At 43.9% G+C, this 2,659-nt stretch carries 3 protein-coding genes; 1 reads left to right on the forward strand and 2 read right to left on the reverse strand.

What is annotated here, in order from left to right:
• A partial coding sequence (locus V7L07_RS24125; protein ID WP_335061367.1) for an integrin alpha occupies nt 1–724 on the reverse strand: 724 nt, incomplete at its 3' end.
• A gap of 454 nt (nt 725–1,178) precedes the next feature.
• Between V7L07_RS24125 and V7L07_RS24130 the strand changes: the two genes are divergently transcribed.
• On the forward strand, nt 1,179–1,649 hold the full coding sequence (locus tag V7L07_RS24130; protein WP_335061368.1) for a hypothetical protein: 471 nt from the start codon (nt 1,179–1,181) through the stop codon (nt 1,647–1,649).
• A gap of 372 nt (nt 1,650–2,021) precedes the next feature.
• Here the strand turns inward: V7L07_RS24130 and V7L07_RS24135 are convergent, their stop codons facing one another.
• The gene (locus V7L07_RS24135) at nt 2,022–2,390 is read right to left on the reverse strand and encodes a glycosyltransferase (protein WP_335061369.1); all 369 of its coding nucleotides are present in this window, start codon (nt 2,388–2,390) and stop codon (nt 2,022–2,024) included.
• Nucleotides 2,391–2,659 lie beyond the last annotated feature (269 nt).

Below are 2,659 nucleotides of genomic sequence, written 5' to 3' on the forward strand. Positions count from 1 at the left end.
CTGAGTAGCCTGATTCGTCACCAGTGGCGATGCCGTTAATGATGAAGCCGTTGCTGCCGTTGAGGCTAGAGAGGTTGAGGCTAGATGAAAAGCCATTCTTGTTGCCAAACACTACGTAACTCTGCCCTGAATAATCGCCGTTGGGGTCGGCACCTGGTGCGCCGATAATCAGGTCATCAATGCCGTCGCCGTTGATGTCACCGGCGCTACTGACTGAGTTGCCTGAGAAGTCAGCTGTGGCGATGCCGTTAATGATGAAGCCGTTGCTGCCGTTGAGGCTAGAGAGGTTGAAGCTAGATGAAAAACTCTTGTTGCCAAACACTACGTAGCTCTGCCCTGACTCAGTGCCGTTGGGGTTGGCATTTTGTGCACCGATAATCAGGTCATCAATGCCGTCGCCGTTGATATCACCGGCGTTACTGACTGAGTTGCCTGAGAAGTCACCAGTGGTGATGCCGTTAATGATGAAGCCGTTGCTGCCGTTGAGGCTAGAGAGGTTGAGGCTAGATGAAAAGCCACTCTTATTACCAAACACTACGTAGCTCTGCCCTGATCTATCGCCGTTGAGGCCGGCACGTGATGCACCGAGAATCAGGTCATCAATGCCGTCACCGTTGATATCAAGGGCGTTACTGACGACTAAATAGTCTCCTGCGTTAATGCTGTTAATGCTGAAGCCGTTGCTGCCGTTGAGGGCTGAGAGATTGAAGGTTGAATTTGCCATAATGAATCTTTGTTGTTTTGATGTCGTTGAACTTTGAGATTAACCGAGATGTGATCTTCTCGGTGTTTCCCCTTTTCTAAACTTCTCTCCAGATGGACTACTAGATACTTTGTCAAGTTCCAATAATTTCTCAGTGGTATATCCATAAGTGAGTAGAGATACGATCGCTACCAAAGAAAATTCAGTAGACCGAAAACTTTTGCGATGCCTGCGGTGTTCTCGTTGCCATCGCGCACAGAAAGATACCTATAAGATAGATCATTACCAAAAAAACCATATTTTTAGATACACTTTCTAGAAAATTTCTTGAGCGAATCTAAATAAGTAAAATTAATGAATCACCTCAAAAGTTAAGGGTAGCGTGCCCATGAAAACATAGTTCTGGTGTTGTGTTACGCAATTTTTGTAAAGTATGGAGGTAAAGAAGCAAAATTGAGGATTATTTAGTTTGGCTATGACTACAACTACCCCAGTTCTAACTGTCTGTTTATCCCATCTCCTCAATATCCACAATATGAATATCGACCGATTGCAGAAACTTAAGCAAAAACTGACGAATGACGCAGGCTTGTCCGATATCTGGCTATTTTATATGGATCATTTTGCGGATCATCCAGAATTTACTGACATGGGCCAACCTGCCGATAATGAGTACCTAAATGCTGTTCTTCAAAAAACTTGTCAGCAGATGTTTGACAGTGCAATAAACATTAGTGACTGTTTGCTGATCTACATCGCTCCGTATCATTTTTTTCATGGAGCTTTCCAACTTGAAGGACGTATTGGGGGTGTGATTTATTTCGAGGACATCCAAATTGGGTTAATTGCAGTGTCGGCAGATTATCCCCCTACCGATGCGGTTAAATATTCACGTTTTACTGAGATGATTCAACTGTCGGCTCCTAATGGCAATGACCGCAATTGAGAGAAACACAACTTATAGATGTTTCAAAAAGTGCGATTACATTTCTTGATAGGGCAGCCACAGTTTTCAATTTATGGTTGTTAGAGCGAGGTTTTTTGGGGTTGCAACAAGACAAGACGATTTTTCAAAGGCAGTGATTCTCACAAAAATACTCTACTGAGTTATTCATCTCAACAGAGTATATAAAGTTACATTTATTACCTTTTCACTAAAATTTCTTTTATACAATAGTAGGTATTCACACCTCTGTATAAGTACTTGAAATATTGATTGTAGCGATCGCCAACTTTTCTTTTCCATTAATTCGCCTCCACATTGGGATATTTACCGATGTTGTGGGTGGGTGTGATGATTTTAATTGTCTGCAATTTCTCACCCAATCAAACCCAAATGTCGATGAAATGCTTCAACAGCATTCGCCACACCATCTTCAGCCCTAATCTTCTCACCCAACTCTTGTGCTTTCTTCCGCATCACTTCATCGCCCAATACGATTTCAATCGCTGCTGCTAAAGTTTTATCTGACAGTTTCTTGTACGGTATCGGCGCAGGGCTGACTCCCAACCGAGTTAGCTTTTCACCCCAAATCGGCTGATCTGCAAAAAAGGGTACAGTAATTGATGGTGTCCCCGCACGTAACACTGCTGCCGTTATACTAGTAGTCTGCCAACCCAAAAATGTTAGGTGGGGGCAGGCAGAGGAGCAGGGGTGCAGGGGTGCAGAGGAGAGTTCAAATATCAAGTTTTTTCTCCTCTGCCCCTCTGCTCCTCCGCCCCTCTGCCCTTGGAGCTAGCCACCATGCAAAGTTTTCTTGGCGTACTACTAGCTCCTCCGTGATGTACTACTGCTGGCACTTGGGGAAACAGCCAATCATGGGGAACTTCCTTGATCACAAACACTCGTAGCGAATCTTTTATGAACCTATCCCACTAATGCCAGATTGTAGTAATCTATTTTTTGGCAAGAGGTTGGATGTATTAGTGATGGCTGGACGTTTTGAGGGATTGAGC

The sequence above is a fragment of the Nostoc sp. genome (genome assembly GCF_036916985.1).
Lineage (GTDB): Bacteria > Cyanobacteriota > Cyanobacteriia > Cyanobacteriales > Nostocaceae > Nostoc.

What these genes read in the sequence shown, in the direction of transcription:
- V7L07_RS24130 (WP_335061368.1), top strand. Translation starts at nt 1,179, where the DNA reads ATGACTACAACTACCCCAGTTCTAACTGTCTGTTTATCCCATCTCCTC.